Source organism: Arcanobacterium canis, from assembly GCF_029625435.1.
In the GTDB taxonomy this organism is placed as follows: Bacteria; Actinomycetota; Actinomycetes; order Actinomycetales; family Actinomycetaceae; genus Arcanobacterium; species Arcanobacterium canis.
In genome coordinates this window covers 765,726-780,908 of record NZ_CP121208.1, presented here as the reverse complement: position 1 = coordinate 780,908, position 15,183 = coordinate 765,726, and the positions used below count along the sequence as shown (strand labels likewise).

Annotated in this window: 12 protein-coding genes; 4 read left to right on the top strand and 8 right to left on the bottom strand. The window is 54.5% G+C overall.

The window, feature by feature from the left end; translation table 11 throughout:
- Positions 1 to 31: 31 nt before the first annotated feature.
- The 3 genes from P7079_RS03470 (at position 32) to rpsT (ending at position 1,786) form a co-directional block, all read left to right on the top strand.
- Positions 32 to 544, top strand: coding sequence for a PH domain-containing protein (locus P7079_RS03470; protein ID WP_278013441.1), 513 nt, complete (start codon positions 32 to 34; stop codon positions 542 to 544).
- Positions 545 to 595: 51 nt separating this feature from the next.
- On the top strand, positions 596 to 1,249 hold the full coding sequence (locus P7079_RS03465) for a type II toxin-antitoxin system PemK/MazF family toxin (protein WP_278013440.1): 654 nt from the start codon (positions 596 to 598) through the stop codon (positions 1,247 to 1,249).
- Between the two features lie 270 nt (positions 1,250 to 1,519).
- A complete protein-coding gene (rpsT, locus tag P7079_RS03460) occupies positions 1,520 to 1,786 on the top strand; it encodes a 30S ribosomal protein S20 (RefSeq protein WP_278013439.1) in 267 nt (88 codons plus the stop codon).
- Between the two features lie 101 nt (positions 1,787 to 1,887).
- Here rpsT and pntB read toward each other — a convergent pair whose 3' ends face one another.
- The 5 genes from pntB to P7079_RS03435 all read right to left on the bottom strand — a co-directional run bounded on the left by pntB (position 1,888) and on the right by P7079_RS03435 (position 8,325).
- Positions 1,888 to 3,333 (bottom strand): Re/Si-specific NAD(P)(+) transhydrogenase subunit beta, encoded by a 1,446-nt coding sequence (gene pntB, locus P7079_RS03455; protein WP_278013438.1) that lies wholly within the window; start codon positions 3,331 to 3,333, stop codon positions 1,888 to 1,890.
- 3 nt (positions 3,334 to 3,336) lie between these two features.
- Positions 3,337 to 4,866 (bottom strand): Re/Si-specific NAD(P)(+) transhydrogenase subunit alpha, encoded by a 1,530-nt coding sequence (locus P7079_RS03450; protein ID WP_278013437.1) that lies wholly within the window; start codon positions 4,864 to 4,866, stop codon positions 3,337 to 3,339.
- 103 nt (positions 4,867 to 4,969) lie between these two features.
- Positions 4,970 to 5,932, bottom strand: coding sequence for a DNA polymerase III subunit delta (gene holA / locus P7079_RS03445; RefSeq protein ID WP_278013436.1), 963 nt, complete (start codon positions 5,930 to 5,932; stop codon positions 4,970 to 4,972).
- Positions 5,865 to 7,388: a ComEC/Rec2 family competence protein gene (locus P7079_RS03440; protein WP_278013435.1), complete on the bottom strand. Its 1,524-nt coding sequence runs from the start codon at positions 7,386 to 7,388 to the stop codon at positions 5,865 to 5,867. The genes holA and P7079_RS03440 overlap by 68 nt, the downstream gene beginning before the upstream one ends.
- 46 nt (positions 7,389 to 7,434) lie before the next feature.
- Complete coding sequence (locus P7079_RS03435; RefSeq protein WP_278013434.1) at positions 7,435 to 8,325, bottom strand: helix-hairpin-helix domain-containing protein; 891 nt, start codon at positions 8,323 to 8,325, stop codon at positions 7,435 to 7,437.
- A 152-nt stretch (positions 8,326 to 8,477) separates the two neighbouring features.
- Here P7079_RS03435 and P7079_RS03430 point away from each other — a divergent pair, with 152 nt between their 5' ends.
- Positions 8,478 to 10,310 carry a helicase HerA-like domain-containing protein gene (locus P7079_RS03430; RefSeq protein WP_278013433.1) on the top strand — a complete coding sequence of 611 codons (1,833 nt, stop codon included), beginning with the start codon at positions 8,478 to 8,480 and terminating at the stop codon, positions 10,308 to 10,310.
- Positions 10,311 to 10,329: 19 nt separating this feature from the next.
- On the opposite strand, the gene P7079_RS03425 is transcribed toward P7079_RS03430, so the two are convergent.
- The 3 genes from P7079_RS03425 to leuS all read right to left on the bottom strand — a co-directional run bounded on the left by P7079_RS03425 (position 10,330) and on the right by leuS (position 15,168).
- Positions 10,330 to 11,109, bottom strand: a complete 780-nt coding sequence (locus P7079_RS03425; protein WP_278013432.1) for an HAD-IIA family hydrolase — start codon at positions 11,107 to 11,109, stop codon at positions 10,330 to 10,332.
- Between the two features lie 118 nt (positions 11,110 to 11,227).
- Positions 11,228 to 12,202 (bottom strand): aldose 1-epimerase, encoded by a 975-nt coding sequence (locus P7079_RS03420; RefSeq protein WP_278013431.1) that lies wholly within the window; start codon positions 12,200 to 12,202, stop codon positions 11,228 to 11,230.
- 101 nt (positions 12,203 to 12,303) lie between these two features.
- Entirely contained in the window at positions 12,304 to 15,168 is a 2,865-nt protein-coding gene (gene leuS / locus P7079_RS03415) for a leucine--tRNA ligase (RefSeq protein ID WP_278013430.1), read from the bottom strand.
- Positions 15,169 to 15,183 lie beyond the last annotated feature (15 nt).

Genomic DNA, 15,183 nt, shown 5'->3' with positions numbered 1-15,183 from the left:
GCAAACCTGGCGCGCATGGCACGATAGATCTATGGCATTTCCGCAGAAACTTCTTGGACGCGATGAACGCGTCATCCGACACATGCACGAGCACGCAAAAGCGCTCGCCGGGAATATCGTTGTGGGGATCATCATCGTGGCCTTGTGCGTACTGGGCCTGGTTTTCCTCCCCGATTCCTTGTGGCCGTGGGGTGCTCTCGCTGCAGGTATCACTGCGCTGATTCTTCTCGCGGTCTTTGTTGGGTTTCCTCTTCTCCAATGGCTCAATGCCACATACACCATCACCGATCGGAGAGTCATTACTCGAAACGGAATTCTGACAAAAACTGGGCATGATATCCCGCTCTCGCGAATTTCCAATGTCTCGTATGAGCGTGATTTGATGGATCGTCTTTTCGGTTGTGGCACACTCGTTCTCGAGACATCAGCTGGCAACCCACTTTTCCTTACTGATGTGCCTGAAGTAGAGAAGGTCAACCTTGAGCTGACAGAGCTACTCTTCGGGGATGCGGCGTCAGCCGACGACGTCGATCCCGATGACTGATTCGCACCACATGCTCAGCACTCAATAAGAGTAGGAAACACAGGTAGAGATATGGCGTTCATGAATATCCTCTCCTCCGTTCTTCGTCGCGTTGGCCGTTCAATCATTCGCACGGCTGCGCGCGATGCCGAACGCAGGCTCACTCACGATCACCCACGGCCAAAGCGTGGGCGACCGACGTCGGCGTCGTCAACGGCCCCGCGCACATCGGGGAAGGTAACGACTCGTCCAATCTGGGGTGACGGAACAGCACATACGCGTGCTCAATTCCCCGGACCGAACAACGCGGCACGAGTGTATGACGTCACAATGCTTGGCCTGCCTACCTTTTCTTATGCTCCCGTTCACGATGACGCTCCTGATCCGGGCGAGGTCGTCTGGACGTGGATTCCCTATGAAGAAAATGACGGCCGGGGCAAAGATCGCCCAGTGCTTGTGGTCGCTCAAGAGGGACATCATGTATTCGTCGCTCAATTAACATCAAAAGACCACGATCTCGATGCTGCCCAAGAGGCCCGTTGGGGTAGGCACTGGATGGATATCGGCACCGGCAATTGGGACCCAGAAGGCAGACCAAGCGAAGTACGACTGGATCGACTGCTCGTAGTTCATGAAAATGCTGTGCGCCGGGAAGGCGGACAGCTCCAACGCGATATTTTCGACGAGGTGATTGCGCGATTGCGCTCGGTTTCTGGCGACAAATGATTGGCACCAGAACAACTAAATCACGAGCATACCTCAAAGATTGAAGCAGGGTGACGCGCCACACGGCATGATTACCCGCGTTTCTTCCCAAAGAACAAGGCTCACTGGTAGTGTTGTTCCTTGGACTTTGAGCTCGGTCGGGTGAAAAGTTCGGCCTCGATTCTTTCCACGGGTGTCCCCACGCCCGGCAGTCCGGATCAGGCAAGCCCTCAACGACCATGTCAGTTTCGTGCGTGCAAGCGCACGTACGAGAAGTGAAAGAGTTATTAAGTGGCAAACATTAAGTCGCAAAAGAAGCGTATCAAGACCAACGAGAAGCGCCGCGTGCGCAACCAGAGCTACAAGTCCGAGTTGCGTACCCTCGTCCGTAAGACCCGCGAAGCAATCGCCGCTGGCGATGCTGAGAAGGCTACCGATGAGCTGAAGGTTGCTTCGCGCAAGCTTGATAAGGCTGTCTCGAAGGGCATCATTCACAAGAACCAGGCTGCCAACCGCAAGTCAAAGCTTGCAAAGCAGGTTGCCAAGCTCGGCAAGTGATGCACTCACGCTGACGCGTTGAGGGCCGGATCTTTCGATCCGGCCCTCAATCTTTATTTTCACACGCTTACGAGTCCTTTTCTCAGGAAGCCGTTGTCGTATCAGAGCGCAGCGTTAATCCGCTCAACTGAATCTTTCGCATCACCGAGCATCATTTGCGTGTTCTCATTGAAGAAAAGTGGGTTTTGCACTCCGGCATAGCCGGCATTGCCCATGGAGCGCTTTGAGACGATGACTTTCTTTGCTTCCCACACCTTGAGCACTGGCATTCCAGCAATCGGTGAACCGGGTTCTTCCGCCGCAGGGTTGACCGTATCGTTGGCGCCGATGACGAGAACCACATCAACATCTGGTAAGTCATCGTTGATCTCATCCATTTCTAGAACAATGTCATACGGTACCTTCGCCTCAGCCAAAAGGACGTTCATGTGTCCGGGAAGGCGCCCGGCAACAGGATGGATTCCAAATGTAACGTCAACACCCAGCGCACGGAGCTTCTGCGTTAGTGTCGCCACCGGATACTGTGCCTGAGCCACAGCCATTCCGTAGCCAGGAGTAATCACCACTCGTTTAGCATCCTTGAAAAGTTCAGCGACTTCCTCTGGGGAAATTTCCGAATGCGAACCGTAATCCTTCGTTTCACCGGTGACACCGCCGTCGGAACCGAAACCACCGAGGATAACAGACAGGAATGACCGATTCATTGCTTTGCACATGATGTAGCTCAGGTATGCACCTGATGAACCAACGAGCGCACCAGTGATGATCAACAGATCGTTACCGAGCGTGAATCCTGCCATTGCCGCCGCCCAACCTGAATAAGAGTTGAGCATGGAGACGACCACTGGCATGTCCCCGCCACCGATCGCAGCCACCAGATGCGCGCCAAGTGCCAGAGACACAAGAGTCAGAGCGATGAGTGGGATCATTCCCATTCCAACACTGCGCGTGTGGGCGAACCAGATAATGAGGAGCACTGAGACAGCGATTGCTCCAAGATTCAGCCAGTTACGTCCAGGAAGTGTGAGCGGCGCACCCTTCATTTTTGCACTGAGTTTCAGGTACGCAATGATCGAACCAGTAAATGTCACCGCGCCGATGAAGACTGCCAGGCCCACTTCGCCCATGTGAAAAGCATTTTCTGGTGAATCAGTTCCAGGCTGAAGGATAAACGAGTTGAACCCGACCAACACTGCGGCAAAACCGACAAAGGAATGCAATAGTGCGATAAGTTCAGGCATGCCCGTCATCTCGACTTTTCGAGCCTTGTCAATTCCCACGACTGCGCCTGCGGTAATCGCGAGAATCAGGAGAACCAAGACGAGAGACAGGTGCGCCCCTCCGCCAAATTCACCTGACACCGTGAGGATGAGGATGACCGTCGCAATGAGTGCGGAAGCCATTCCGGCAATGCCGAAGCGGTTTCCACGCTCAGCAGTAGTTTGCTTCGATAGTCCAGCCAATGCAAGGATGAAAAGCAAAGCCGCCACGATGTATGCCAGAGTTTGCAGTGACACCACTGCTGAGAGAATAACAACTGTGTTCATTTTCTAACTCCTCCGGAACATCTTGAGCATACGTTCGGTCACCGCAAAGCCACCGAAGACGTTAATGGATGCCAGTGCAACTGCGATGGCGGCAAGGATTTGCACGGCAAAATTATCCGAGCCAATCTGAACAATTGCACCGACGACGATAATTCCTGAGATCGCATTCGTCACCGACATGAGTGGGGTGTGAAGCGAATGCGTGACATTCGTAATCACATAGAAGCCCACGACGACGGCTAAAGCAAATACCATGAAATGAGAGGCAATCGCTGCAGGCGCAGCGTAGATGATCCCTGCAAGAATGAGTGCCGGAATTGCCGTCCACCAATAGCGTTTCATCCAACTTTGTGGCTCAGGTTCAACAACTGGCGCGCTAGGTGGAGCGGGTTTTACCACCGGAGCAGCAGAGACCTTGACGGGCGGGGGTGGGAAGTAGACATTGCCTTCGACAGTCACTGCCATCTGGCGAACAATGTCATCGTTGAGATCGAGATTCAGCACACCGTCTTTTTGCGGAGTAGTGAGCGTGAAAAAGTTCACGACATTTTGCCCGTATAGTTGTGAGGCTTGGGCAGGAAGACGGCCCGCAAGGTCCGAATATCCAATGATCGTCACACCGTTTGGAGTAACAATCGATTCGCCCGATTGTGTCAGCGTGACATTGCCACCATTGGCAGCTGCCATGTCAACAATGACCGAACCCGGCTTCATTGCGGCGACCGCCGCATCATCAAGCAAGATTGGAGAGGTTCTGCCAGGGATATTCGCCGTAGTGATCACGATGTCTGCCGTAGCTGCCTGCTGAGCATAGAGCTCGTTCGCTGCCCGCGCCTGATCCTGCGTCATTTCCTTGGCATAACCATCGTCACTCTTTTGGCCAGCGACGGGGATGGGAACGAATGTTCCTCCCATCGATTCGACTTGTTCAGCGGTTTCGTCACGAACGTCAGTGGCGAATACCTGCGCTCCCATCGAGTGCGCAGTTCCAATTGCAGCAAGACCGGCCACTCCAGCGCCAATGACATAAACATTCGCTGGTGGCATTTTTCCCGCTGCTGTGACCTGACCTGCGAATAACCGACCGTAGGCATGAGCTGCCTCGATCACAGCACGATAGCCGGCAAGATTTGCCATCGACGAAAGCACGTCCATTGACTGCGCACGAGAAATACGTGGGACCATGTCCATTGACAATCCCGTCAGCCCCCGAGAGCTGAGCGCTTCAATCGTGTGTTCGCTGCGCTTTGGTGCAAGCCTCGAGATGAGGGTAGCTCCCTGCACCATCAAATTGAGTTCTTCTTCATGCGGGGTATCGAGGGCAACAACGATGTCGCTCTTCCACACCTCGTCCCGAGAGGTCACGGTTGCCCCTGCGTCCTGATACTGCTGGTCCGGGTAAGATGCCCGTTCCCCTGCACCACTTTCGACGACGACCTCGTAGCCGAGTTTGATGAGCTTTTCTACAGTATCAGGCGTGGTAGCGACCAAGGCCTCGTCACCACGAGACTCATTCGGCACTCCAATACGCACCTTATCTCCTTTTCATTTCTCTCCACGTTCCTGTATCAGAACATGTCATACACTGTTATTTTAGGACTTACGTCACTCTTTGTCCCAGGTTTGGGTGACCAGTTTAGCTTCCCTTGCGCACCTGCCCAATCCGGATAATCGCGCGTTCAAGGGCAAAACTGGCATCACGTGATCCGCCCTTGACCTCAGCATCCGCCGCCGCGACTAATTCAATCGCACGGCCAATTCCTGCGGCGCTCCAATTTCGCACGCTGCGCTTGGCTCGATCCATCTGCCATGGCGCCATCTGAACTTTGACCCCAAGCTTCGAGGACCGTGATCCAAGCACCTGTGCCATCTGACGCAAAGAAAACGCAAGTGCTGACACGACCGCGACGGGTGACGTCCCCGTCGCCATGGCGTGTCTGGCGAGCCCCACCGCCCGGGCAGTCTGTCCTGCAACGAGGGCATCAGCAACATTGAATCCCGTCGCCTCAAGCCGCCCTGCGAAATAGGTATGAACGTGGTGTTCCTCAATCCTGCCTTGTACATCAGCAAGAAGCTGCGACACCGCGGCAAGCAATTCCCGCACGTCTGATCCTAGTGCGTCAACCAACGCGCCGACGGCATCCGCTGACATCTGACGCCTGTGTGCTCGAACCACATCCCCGACGGCAGTCGCCTTATCTGCCGCAGTTTTGACTTTCGGCACAGTGATCGTTGGCACGGCCTGGGACGAGAGAATCTCTAATATCTTCTTCCCGCGCGCACCACCGTTGTGACGTAGCAGCACGACGACGTCAGGTTCTGGAGAATCGAGATAAGTAGAAAGGTCCTCCTGCAAATGCGCATCAAGACTTTCAAGCGCAGGGACATAGAGACACTTAGGCTCACCAAAAAGCGAAGGACTGGTCAAGGCCAGGAACTGGCCTGGCTGATATGCCGCAGCATCGAGACGAACAAATTCAGTGTGAGGATTGCGCTCACGAAGTTGTCTCTTGAGAAGTTCCCAAGCTCGATCAGCGAAAACCGGTTCTTCTGATTTGATCAGGATGACCGGCGCTGGTTGTATCTCGTTCCACTGCATGTCCCCTATTATTCCATGAGGGTATGACACTTTTTCGTTCACAGTCATCAGTGGTGCCCTCAGTGTTCGCCTGGCGAACTCGTCGGTGGCGAGAAAATACCAAAAGAATAGCTAAAATCCCTGCATGAGTTGCCATGGCCACGAAAATTGGGACTTCGCTCAAGGGAAAGTCCGTCAAAATCTCCGTGACGATCAAAATCCAACGAGTACACAGCTGTGCGCCCCAGACAAGGAGTCCTCCACACCATGCTAAACCTGGGATCGAGAGCAAAACCGCGCCCGCTAATCCGGAAATCGTCAGTGGTGCAACAACAGGGGCAACAACGATGTTCGCAAGTATTGCCCAGATACTCACTTGGTTTTGTAACAGTGCAATGACGGGAGCTGTGGCCAGACCAGCAACCATCGGGATCGCAATCATCTCACCCAGAGGGTGCGGGAAGAAAGAAAGTGCCACGCTAGTATTTCGCCCGACGGTGACAATGGCTGCTGTTGCGAGCACTGACAGCACAAACCCGAAGGAACTGGCTAATTCAGGATCGAACATACTCACACTGATCACCGTTATACACAGAAGTGGAAATGCCGTTACCGGCCGGCGACATGCGAACCCCACGCATACCCCAAGCCCCATCCAGAAAGCCCGTAAAACCGAAGAATCCGGGCCAACCAGGAGCAAAAGTGCCAGCACACCCCCGCATGTGCTCAATGCCGTGAGCCACCGGCGCCGCATTCCGATGAGTGAAACAATTGCACCGATCACTAACGAAACATGCGCTCCGGACACGGCGGTGAGATGTGAAAGAGATAAGCCGCGCATGTGATCTTTGATCCCGCGATCTAGCTGAGAATCATCTCCAACGACAACACCAACGAGCAATGCTGCCACATCTGGCTGAGCATAATCGAGGTGGTTTCGTAGTCCGTTACGCACGGTGGAAGCAGCCGAAAGAAAAGCATTGCGTGGCACACGTCCTTCCACTGTGCCACGCAATACGACGTTTCCTGCCCCACGAGGTGAGACCGAAAGTTTCCCTCGAACGATAAGCTGTTCACCGAGAACGACTGGCTCCTGCGTCATGACATTGACCAACAGATGCGTTGTCCTCCCCTGACCGTGATATTCGACTGCGTGTGCGCGGCCAAGGAAACGGACGTACTCGCCTTGACGTGAAGGATGGGAAACAACTGACATGATCACGCGGGCATAATGGCCAACCTGCGCGTGTGATCCGAGCGGATCAGTATGGTGGATGTGTGTCGCGATTGCACCAGTGACATTCACACAGATCAAAGCCACCGAGCAAACCCGCAGTGTGGCTGTGAGCGGAGTATTCCTGATCAGTGTTGCCAGACAGACGATCAGGCCACCGATCATCCACCACAGTGACTGTAATTGGGCCAACGCCCCACACCACACGACGAGGGTAGGTGGTCCAAGACGTAAATCTGTCATCCCTCACTCCATGTGACTATCACTCGCCTGCCACAAAAATCCGCGGCTACGACACACGAATATGTGGCCGTAATTTTTCAAGTGTTTTCGCACCGATACCGCTGACTTCGCGCAATTGGTCCACTGACGAAAATGACCCTATGCTTGATCGATATTCAATAATTGCGGATGCAGTCACCGGCCCAATTCCAGGAACTGATTCGAGATCGCTCGCGGTGGCGGTATTGAGGTTGACACTGCTGCCTGAATCTCGAGTTTCTTTATTTTTCCCGTGCTGCCCACCAGCGACGTTGTCTCCAGACTGAACTCTTTGAGCGCTCTCTCCCACAGCTGCCACATGGACATGCGCAGAATCGGCAAGTTTTTCCGCCAGATTCAGCGCATTCGGGTCCGCGTCTTTCCCAAAACCACCTGCAGCACGCACGGCATCATCGACGCGGGCGCCAGGGTCAAGGCGGACAACACCGGGTTTTTTCACTGCACCAGATACATAAACCACCACCTGAGATGCTTGATTTTCTTGCTGGTTGGTCGTCCCAGAGGGAATCGCAACTGGCGTCACCGAAGGCATTGCGCTGTGGGACGGTGCAGATGGAAATTCGATTGCTTGGCCCGGCCGATTCCACACAAGAATGACACAGACGACGAGTGCGCTGACAACAAGTGTCAGGGAGATCAGACGCGCATTGGCCGCATCCCACCACAAACGTCGATGCGGCGGTGGTGTACTCAGCGCTCCGACGTCGTTGCCGAGGCCAGCGCTGAGTGCAACACGGGCGAACGTCGTCCCCCTCTCCATGCCAACCTGTTCTTCGCTTGCATCTGCGGGCAGATTCTCGGGCACAGCAGGATCGGCATATGTGTGCGCATGATATTCACTGGGATGCTGTGGCACACGCTTTATTCCACGCATCGCCCGCGGCGGTGGTATGTCCATAGCACAAGTATGAAGGGACAGCACGCGTCACTGTCACACTTGCGCAGGTCCTGTGGAGAGTGAATGACAGAACAATCGTTGTGGAAAAGTTTTTCGCTCCGCTGAGCACGAAATAGGGTCACGATCTGACGAATCAAACGTATGATAGCCCCATGAACGAAGCCGAAATTAAGCGCCTTCAAGCCGAGGCCCTCGAAGCACAAGCTCAGGCTGCAGCTGCCAAGGCTGCAGCAGCACAAGCCCAGCTCGAAGCCGCCCTCGCGGCTGCAAGGCAAAATTCTGCTCCAATGAATGGGGACGTATCTGCTTCTGACACGCCATCATTGAGTTCACAGCCGGTAGCTGAATCCGCGCCTGAAGTAGCACGTGGTTATGCGGCGAAAGTCGCCCAGGGCTACTCCTATGAGGGGTTGACTTTCACCCTTGGTTCCTACATCGACAACGGCGTAGCACAACCATCAGTGCCGGTGAAACTTCCGATTGGTATGCTCAATCGTCATGGCCTCGTCGCCGGTGCTACGGGTACCGGAAAGACCCGCACACTCCAACTCTTCGCCGAATCACTGTCGAATGCCGGCGTTCCCGTGTTCGTCACCGATATCAAGGCAGACCTCACCGGGCTCCTTGAACCAGGTACGTCAAGCGATAAACTTATGGCCCGTACCTCGGCAAATGGCCAATCATGGGCACCCCAGTCCTTCCCCACCGAGCTCTTCACACTCGGAGGAAATGGTAACGGCGCAGCAATTCGCACAACCGTTACCGATTTCGGGCCCATCTTGCTATCAAAAGTTCTTGGTCTCAACGGCACACAAGAATCTGCGCTCTCGTTGATTTTCCATTGGGCGGATCAGAATAAACTCGCTCTGATCGACCTTGGTGACCTTCGCGATGTTATTAAGTTCCTGACTTCCGACGACGGCAAAACAGAACTAGCCAATATCGGCGGAATTGCCTCGTCAACCGCCGGGGTTATTTTGCGAGAGATCGCTGCTCTCCAAGCACAAGGTGCCGATTCCTTCTTCGGGGAACCAGCTTTCGATGTCAGCGACTTTCTCCGCATCAGCACTGATGGCAGAGGAGTCATTTCCTCGCTCGAACTATCCGACGTCGGTTCACAACCTGCGTTGTTCTCCACGTTCATTATGTGGCTCCTTGCCGAACTCTTCCAAGTGCTTCCAGAAGTCGGAGATCTTGAGAAGCCAAAACTGGTTTTCTTCTTCGATGAGGCGCATCTGCTTTTTACTGGTGTTTCAAAGGAGTTCCTGGCGCAGGTGGTCCAGACCGTCCGTTTGATTCGATCCAAGGGCGTGGGAATTTTCTTCGTGACGCAAACACCGAAGGATATTCCTGCAGACGTTCTCGCTCAGCTCGGCGCCAAAGTGCAGCACGCACTTCGCGCGCACACGCCTCAAGATGCGGCTGCACTGAAAGAAACTATCAAAACCTTCCCGATCACTCCGGAGCTCAATCTCGAATCGCTCTTGCCCTCCCTTGGCACAGGAGAGGCGATCGTGACAGTTCTCGATCCTCAAGGACGTCCATCGCCAGTCGCACCGACGAAGATCTGGGCTCCGGCGTCGGTCATGGGAGCCGCGTCGGCCACGGCGATCAATAACGCGATAGCTACCTCACCGATTCTGCCAAAGTACAAAGACGCGGTGAACCCAGAATCTGCAACGGAACTCCTCGCTGCACGAATCGAAGCTCAAGCTCAGCAGAAGGCTGCTCAAGAAGCTGCTCAAAAGGCACAAGCAGACGCAGCGAAGGAAGCTGAACGCCGGGTCAAAGAACTCGAAAAACAGGCCGAAGCTGATCGAAAAGCTGCTCAAAAGGCTGCTGAACGCGCAGCTCGTGAGGCACAAAAGGAAGCTGAACGCTCCGAGCGGCGCCGCACATCGATCCTGGATTCGATCATCACCACTGCGGGCCGAACGCTCACACGTGAAATCACACGGTCACTGTTCGGCACGCGGCGGCGTTAACCGGTAGCCGGCTCAAGAATTACGCGCGGATGAGCTGGGCAACATCTGCAATCGAGTCGTGCATGAATTCTGGACGGAAGGGGTAAAACTCGATGTCCTCTTCCTGGGTTGAACCTGTCAACACCAAATGCGTTTGTAGACCAGCTTCCATTCCTGCCTGAATATCAGTGTCCATTCGATCTCCCACTATTGCGGTATGCTCCGAATGAGCAGAAATCATATTCAAGCCGTTACGCAACATCACCGGGTTTGGCTTTCCCACATAGTATGGATTTTTGCCCGTGGCGCGCGTAATCATTGCTGCGACAGCACCAGTGGCAGGAATTTTTCCTTCACCCGACGGCCCAGACGGATCCGGGTTCGTGGCAATAAAACGTGCTCCAGCGTCGATCAACCGGATCGCCTTGGTAATCGCTTCGAAAGAGTAGGTGCGGGTTTCACCCAGAACAACGAAATCAGGATTTTGATCGGTCATCACAAAACCTTGTTCATAAAGAGCAGTGGTCAGACCTGCCTCCCCAACCACAAATGCTCGGCGTGAGTCCGACTGGCTTGCAAGGAAGTGTGCAGTCGCCATTGCTGACGTCCAGATGTGCTCCTCAGGAACATTCAAACCTGAAGTCTCAAGCCGCGCCGAAAGATCACGCGGCGTAAAAATCGAGTTATTTGTTAAAACCAGATAAGGGATTTCTCTATCCTGCAATGCGCTAAGAAATTCATGTGCTCCCGGAAGCGCGTTGCCCTCATGGATCAACACGCCATCCATGTCTGTCAGCCAGCTATCAATACGTCGATTCATATCTCAAACGTATCACTTTGATATTCCTAGGCCAGCAATATCGCTCGTGATAGAAAAATCTCCACTAACAAATGGACGGTGGCACCCTGTAAAGTACCACCGTCCACTTGTGAAAATATCAGTGCGCTCGATACGTCAAAGTCGCCGTCATGTAGCGAGTATGACCCGGTTTGACAGCCAGTGACGGTGCAGAATCATAGCGATTAAACGAATCTGCATGATGCGAAATCGGTGCCAAACACAATGACTTACGCGCGTCACGATCCAGACGATCACCGGAATCAACATAGACGACGGGGGCCTCCGCCGGTTCCTGTGTGAGCGTGATCTCTGCTGCCGACGATGGGTTAAGGATCGACGTCACCACTACGCCAGCGTCGTTTGGAACAAGCCCACGATAATATGTAGCAAACGACTGTGTGCCAATGTAATCGATCACCACTGGCGCTTTCACACCTGAGTAAGCAGCTTCACCTTGGAGCGGAACCGCGTGAGAATCAGTGAGAATCTTGGTGCGCGCAGGAATCTCAACCGACAGATTCTTGATTGACGTTGTTCCAGGCATCGAAAGGTAGGGTGACCACCCCAATGCGAGTGGGGCAGTCGTCTCAGAACGATTTGTTGCCGCAAGTGTCACCGACAAATGCTCGACATCATCCGCACCAGAATCAAGTGAGAACGTCACACTCATCTCGAACGGCCATGGGTAGACCTCAGACCCATCGAACGAATAGGACAGCGTGAGGGTAGAGTCAGCATTACGCATGGAGAAAGGCGCATCTTTTACGAGGCCGAGGAAGCCGTCTGGGACAGAGCCAACGTTGTATTCAATACCGTTCGAAGTGTAGGAATTATCCTCCATGTATCCCATCCAAGGAGCGAGTACCGCACTTCGGCCTCCAACGCCTTTGCGAAGTTCATTGGCATCTGCATAACCAGAAATCACGTGCGCACCTGGAGTTGGTTCCCACGAAATAACGGTCGCGCCGAGCTCTGCGACAAGCGCAGTGGCCCCTGATGATGATGTCAGACGCCACGCCGGCAGTCCGTCAAACTCGGTCTTCTCCACGGTGCTGCTTGCAACCTGGGCCATATCACTCGCCTTCCCTCAATGTTTCCCAACAGTTTACAACGTCACGATCACGATAGCCGAACGGGTCGCAGCATTGGCACGCGACCCGTTCGCAGATTTCATCACGGAACAATATTGACAATCTTTGGTGCCCGAACAATCACCTTGCGAGGGGCACCGTCAAGGAACTTTTGTACCTTTGGCGATGCCAGTGCAAGTGCTTCAAGTTCCTGGGCAGAAATATCCGCACGCACTTCAGCGCGATCGCGAACCTTCCCCTTTACCTGGAAGACAGCCGTCACCTGGTCATCGACAAGCAAGGACGGATCCTCAACTTGCGGGAAGCTGACACGTGCAATCGTTTCGGAGTGTCCCAGTCGGCTCCACAGTTCTTCTGCGATATGCGGCGCGACCGGCGAGGTCATTTTCACGATGGCTTCAGCAGCCTCACGCGGCACTGTGGTTCCCGTCAGGAAATTGTTGAGCTCAATCAGCTTCGCAATAGCGGTGTTGACACGCATGTTCTCGTATTCACCACGCACAAAATCGATCGTGCGCGCAATCTGCTGGGCCATGTCGTGAGGCATCGGTTCGTCCGTCACCACCAATTCGCCGGTTTCTTCGTCAACGATGTTGCGCCACAGACGCTGCAAGAAGCGCTGCGCTCCAACCACCGCACGCGTCTCCCATGGACGGTCAACATCGAGAGGCCCCATCGACATCTCGTAGACGCGGAAGGTGTCAGCGCCATACTCGGTGGCCATGTAATCCGGAGTAACGATATTCTTCAGGCTCTTGCCCATCTTGCCGTACTCGCGATTAACCTTCTCACCCTTGTACTCCCAGGTGACTTCTCCTGAGCCGTCTGATGCAGGAACCTCGACAACATCTTCAGCCGGGACATATGCACCGCGCGAATCGGTGTAAGCGTATGCCTGCACGTATCCTTGGTTGAAGAGCTTATGGAACGGCTCCGACGAGGACACATAGCCGAGATCGAAAAGAACCTTCTGCCAGAAACGTGCGTAGAGCAGGTGCAACACGGCGTGTTCCACACCCCCCACGTATAGATCGGCGCCACCAGAGGTCTTGCCGTCACGCGGCCCCATCCAGTATGCCTCGTTTTCGGGCGCAACGAACGCATCGTCGTCATGGGGATCAATGTAGCGAATCTCGTACCAGCACGATCCAGCCCAGTTCGGCATGGTATTAGTGTCGCGCGTATAGTGCTTGAGACCGTCTCCGAGATCGAGCTCAACGTTCACCCAGTCCGTCAAACGGCCCAGCGGAGGCTCGGGATTAGACTCGGCATCGTTAGGATCGTAGGAGCGCGGCGAATAATCTGGGGTGTCGGGAAGCTCAACGGGCAACATCGACTCTGGCAGGGCGTGTACATTCCCCTCGTCGTCATACACAACGGGGAACGGCTCACCCCAATAGCGCTGACGAGAGAAAAGCCAGTCACGCAAACGATACGAAATTGCTTCCTCGCCTGCCCCAGTGCTCTCTAGCCACTGGACCATCGTTGCCTTTCCAGCAGCTTTGTCGAGACCGTTGAGGTTCAGAGTGTCATTCGCCGAATTCACGATCTGACCGTCACCTGTGTATGCCTGATCCTGCGGAAAATCTGCGGGAGCCTCAATGGTTCGCACGATGTCCAGATCGAACTTCGTGGCAAAAGCGAAATCACGCTCATCATGAGCAGGCACAGCCATGATTGCGCCAGTGCCATATCCCATCATCACGTAATCACCAGTGAACACTGGAATATCCGTACCATTCACGGGATTAGTCGCGAAAATACCGGTGAACACACCCGTCTTTTCCTTTTCCGCATCAGCGCGATCCATGTCCGACTTACGCGATGCTGCAATCTGATACTCGTGTACTGCACTGCGCGGGTCTGAAGCTCCGCCAGTCCAGGCGTCGCGAGTCCCCTGCGGCCACGCCACTGGAAGATTGTTCTGATCGAGCATTGGGTGCTCAGGCGACACCACCATGAACGTGGCGCCAAAAAGAGTATCCGGACGGGTGGTGAAAACGGTAAGCTGCTCGTTGCCACCTTCATGGTGTGCAGTGAAACGCACCTGGGCTCCGCGCGACTTTCCGATCCAGTTACGCTGCATGGTACGGACTTTCTCCGGCCAATCAACAGTATCTAGATCCTCTGCCAGACGGTCAGCGTACGCAGTAATACGCATCATCCACTGCGACAGCTCACGTTTGAATACGGGGAAGTTTCCACGCTCAGAACGTCCATCTGCGGTCACTTCTTCGTTTGCCAACACAGTGCCCAGGCCTGGTGCCCAGTTCACGGGAGCTTTCTCAATATAGGCGAGACGGCGTGAGTCCACAGCTTCACGACGCTCAGATTCACTCATATCCTCCCACGCAGCACCCGACGGCGTGGAGATAGAACCATCGCGGTAACCTGCGATCAGTTCAGCAATGGGACGGGCACGACCGACGGTTCCTTCGGCGCGACCAGGAGCTTCGGCGTCGTACCAGGAGTTGAAGATCTGAAGGAAGATCCACTGAGTCCACTTGACAAATTCGACGTCGGTAGTCGCCAACGAACGACGCTGCTCGTGGCTCAAACCGAGTCGACGAAGCTGACGCCTCATGTTGGCGATATTCTCGTCCGTCGTCACACGTGGATGCTGCCCTGTTTCCACGGCGTATTGCTCGGCGGGAAGACCGAACGCGTCATAGCCCATGGTGTACAAAACGTTCTTACCGAGCATACGCTGGTAGCGAGCCACAGTGTCTGTGGCGATGTAGCCCAAGGGGTGGCCGACGTGCAGACCTTTTCCAGAGGGGAAGGGGAACATATCAAGGAGGAAGAACGCCTCGTCATCCGTTGGCCCCGCAAGCGCGCCAACCGGATTGGGGGCGTTAAACGTTCCTTCAGTTTCCCAAGTATTCTGCCACTTAGCCTCGATCTCGTTAGCGAGCGCGGCCGTGTAGCGATAGCGGAATTCGCTCATGACTCTCCTTGAATA